Origin of the sequence: Zestomonas carbonaria (assembly GCF_904061905.1) — a bacterium.
Classification (GTDB): Bacteria; Pseudomonadota; Gammaproteobacteria; order Pseudomonadales; family Pseudomonadaceae; genus Aquipseudomonas; species Aquipseudomonas carbonaria.
In genome coordinates this window covers 1-2,499 of sequence record NZ_CAJFCI010000103.1, presented here as the reverse complement: position 1 = coordinate 2,499, position 2,499 = coordinate 1, and the positions used below count along the sequence as shown (strand labels likewise).

Annotated in this window: 3 protein-coding genes; 2 read left to right on the top strand and 1 reads right to left on the bottom strand. The window is 67.8% G+C overall.

Features of this window, described 5'->3' with window-relative positions; all coding sequences use genetic code 11:
* Positions 1–49 precede the first annotated feature (49 nt).
* Positions 50–655 (bottom strand): lytic transglycosylase domain-containing protein, encoded by a 606-nt coding sequence (locus PSEWESI4_RS24865; RefSeq protein ID WP_187673924.1) that lies wholly within the window; start codon positions 653–655, stop codon positions 50–52.
* Positions 656–846: 191 nt separating this feature from the next.
* Between PSEWESI4_RS24865 and gspG the strand changes: the two genes are divergently transcribed.
* Together gspG and PSEWESI4_RS24855 are read left to right on the top strand one after the other, a co-directional pair.
* A complete protein-coding gene (gene gspG, locus PSEWESI4_RS24860) occupies positions 847–1,278 on the top strand; it encodes a type II secretion system major pseudopilin GspG (RefSeq protein ID WP_187673923.1) in 432 nt (143 codons plus the stop codon).
* A 15-nt stretch (positions 1,279–1,293) separates the two neighbouring features.
* Positions 1,294–2,484, top strand: a complete 1,191-nt coding sequence (locus PSEWESI4_RS24855; protein WP_187673922.1) for a type II secretion system F family protein — start codon at positions 1,294–1,296, stop codon at positions 2,482–2,484.
* The last annotated feature ends 15 nt before the right edge of the window (positions 2,485–2,499 follow it).

The window sequence follows — 2,499 nt, the reverse complement described above, 5'->3', positions numbered from 1 at the left end:
CCTCTCCCCCAGCCCCTCTCCCATGAATGGGAGAGGGGAGCAGTCCTGCCTACAAATCCGCCCCCTGCAACCGCTGATACCTCTCCAACACACGCGGCACATAACGCTGCGTCTCCGGATGGGGAGGAATCACCCGCCCCAGGTTCCTGACCGTGCCCGGCCCGGCGTTGTAGGCCGCCAGGGCGAGGGACAGGTCGTCGTCGAACATGCGCATCAGGCGCTTCAGGTAGCGCGCCCCGCCACGGATGTTGGAGGCCGGGTTCCAGACATCCTCCACGCCCATTTCCCGCGCGGTGGCGGGCATCAACTGCATCAGCCCGGCCGCGCCCTTGGGCGACAGCGCGTTCGGGTCGTAGCGGGACTCGGTGTCGATCACCGCGTGCAGCAGGGCTTCCGGCAGGTCGTGGGCGGCGGCTGCGGCGGCGACCTCCTGGGCGTAGGGCTGTGCGCCGGCCACCAGCGTTGCCTGGCGCGCGGACTCGGCCGGCGAGCGCGGCATCGGCGGTTCGCGGAACACCTGGGTGTAGGTGCGCCCCGCGCGGGGAATGTTGGAGAGCGTGATGGTCCCGTCGCCCGCCACCGACACGTAGATATCGGCGGACGCCTGCATGGCGGTCAGGGCGATGGAGCCCAGCAGAATGGCGGCCTTGCGCATCCTCGTTCTCCCTGTGTGGGGGAAGTCCCCGCCCGGCCCCCAGACCTGGGGACTCCGTGGCGTCGTGCCAGGATGATGCAAACTGTGCGCCGACGCCGCCACACGTGTCCTCCCGCCTCCCTCCGTCAGGCTTGCATAGCTCTTGCATAGGCCCCCGTAGCGTCATCGGTTCAGGGAGACGGAGGCATCTCATGCAACAGCGTCGTACAACCTTCCGGAAACCTCGGGGCTTCACGCTGCTCGAACTGCTGGTGGTGCTGGTGGTGCTCGGCCTGCTGGCCGGAATCGTCGGTCCCAAGTACTTCAACCAGCTCGGCCGTTCGGAAATCAAGGTCGCCCGGGCGCAGATCGAGGGGCTGGCCAAGGCCCTGGACATCTACCGCCTGGAGGTGGGCCACTACCCCAGCACCGAGCAGGGGCTGGGCGCCCTGGTGGTGGCGCCCAGCGACGAACCGCGCTGGATGGGCCCCTACCTGCAGAAGGACGTCCCGCAGGACCCGTGGGGTCGCGCCTATGTCTATCGCTCGCCCGGCGAGTCCGGCGAATACGACCTGCTGTCGCTGGGCAAGGATGGCCAGCCCGGCGGCGAAGGCGAAAACGCGGAAATCAGCGTCTGGCAATGACGCCTGGAGAGCCCCATGCGCTTCCATGTAAAGGGCGTCCGCAAGCAGGCCGGCGTGGTCTCGCTGGTGATCGAGGCGCCGAGCAGCGTCGATGCCCTGCGCCTGGCCGAGGAACAGGGGCTGCGGGTACTGGCGCTGAAGGCCGAGCGACACTGGGCGCTGAGCCGCTGGCGGACACGCGAGGCGTTCCCGCTGGTGCTGTTCAGCCAGGAGCTGACCACCTTGCTGAATGCCGGCCTGGCCTTGATCGACGCGCTGGAAAGCCTCGCGGAAAAGGAATCCGATCCGCAGGCACGCAAGATCCTCGGCGACCTGGTGCGCCTGCTCTATGAAGGCAAGTCCCTTTCCCAGGCCCTGGCGCACTTCCCCGCGGTGTTCCCGGCGCTCTACGTGGCGCTGGTGCAGTCCAGCGAGAAGACCGGCGCGGTCGGCGAGGCGCTGGGGCGCTACGTGGCCTACCGCAACCGCATGGACGAGGTGCGGCAGAAGATCGTCAGCGCGGCGGTCTACCCGGCCCTGCTGTTCGTGGTCGGCTGTGGCGTGCTGCTGTTCCTGATCGGTTACGTGGTGCCGCGTTTCAGCCTGGTGTTCGAGGGGCTGGGCTCCGACCTGCCCTGGCTGTCCCGGGTGCTGCTCGGCGCCGGCTCCTTCCTGCACGCCCACCAGGCCGAGCTGTTCTCCGCCATCGCCCTGGCGATCCTCGGCGGCGTGATGCTGTTGCGGCAAAGCGCGGTGCGCATGGCCTTGCGCCGCCTGGTCGAAAAGCTGCCGGCCGTCCGGCAGCGGATCTTCGTCTACGAGCTGGCGCGCTTCTACCGCTCGCTGGGCATCCTCCTGCAAGGCGGCATCCCGATCCTCACCGCGCTGGGGATGGTCCGTGGCCTGCTCAGCAGCACCGTGCAGCAGCAACTGGAGCGGGCCGGCGAACGCATCCGCGAAGGCCATGCGCTGTCCGCCGCGTTCGAGGACAACCGCCTGGTCACCCCGGTATCGCTACGCATGCTCCGCGCCGGCGAACAGTCCGGCAACCTCGGCGCCATGCTGGAACGCACGGCGGATTTCTACGACGAGGAGATCAGCCGCTGGATCGAGTGGTTCGTGCGCCTGTTCGAACCGCTGCTGATGACCTTCATCGGCCTGATCATCGGGGTGATCGTGATCCTCATGTACATCCCGATCTTCGAGCTGGCTTCGAGTATCCAGTGAGGTTCGTTGGATTCC